A 405-nucleotide genomic window follows, 5' to 3' on the forward strand; every position below is an offset into this window, starting at 1 on the left:
AATCAGATAGGTTTAGCTGCTGGGCTATCGCACTGTCTGAAAGGCGAGGATTTAATACCGCCTGCGTGGCTGTGGCTAATAAGCTTGCAAGAATGGCATGGGTAATCGCAGCTCGAGAGGAAGAATACAAATTGGCACTTTAAACGACAGGAATGAGCAAAAGCTTTAATCTAACCACCAAGTTGCTAAGACATTTGATTTGATGATGAGACAGTCAGACTGATTTACTGAAAACCTTAATACGCCATTGGCTCTAAGAAGCCGCAGGGATGATAAGGACAGTAAAAGCAGATATCCATCAGGGCCAGAGGAATACCTCAAAAACAGGCCGGATATATGGGTGCAATGAACTCTTCTCTGAATCAGTATCAAATATCTTGCAAACCGGATGGGTCCATATATGGC

General features: G+C 43.7%; 1 pseudogene. It reads left to right on the forward strand.

Going from position 1 to position 405, the window contains the following annotated elements:
* Window positions 1-143: pseudogene (locus LMH66_RS20285) on the forward strand (IS110 family transposase); the annotation flags it as partial.
* Window positions 144-405 lie beyond the last annotated feature (262 nt).

The organism is Shewanella sp. 10N.7, from assembly GCF_020806285.1.
Taxonomy (GTDB): Bacteria; Pseudomonadota; Gammaproteobacteria; order Enterobacterales; family Shewanellaceae; genus Shewanella; species Shewanella electrodiphila.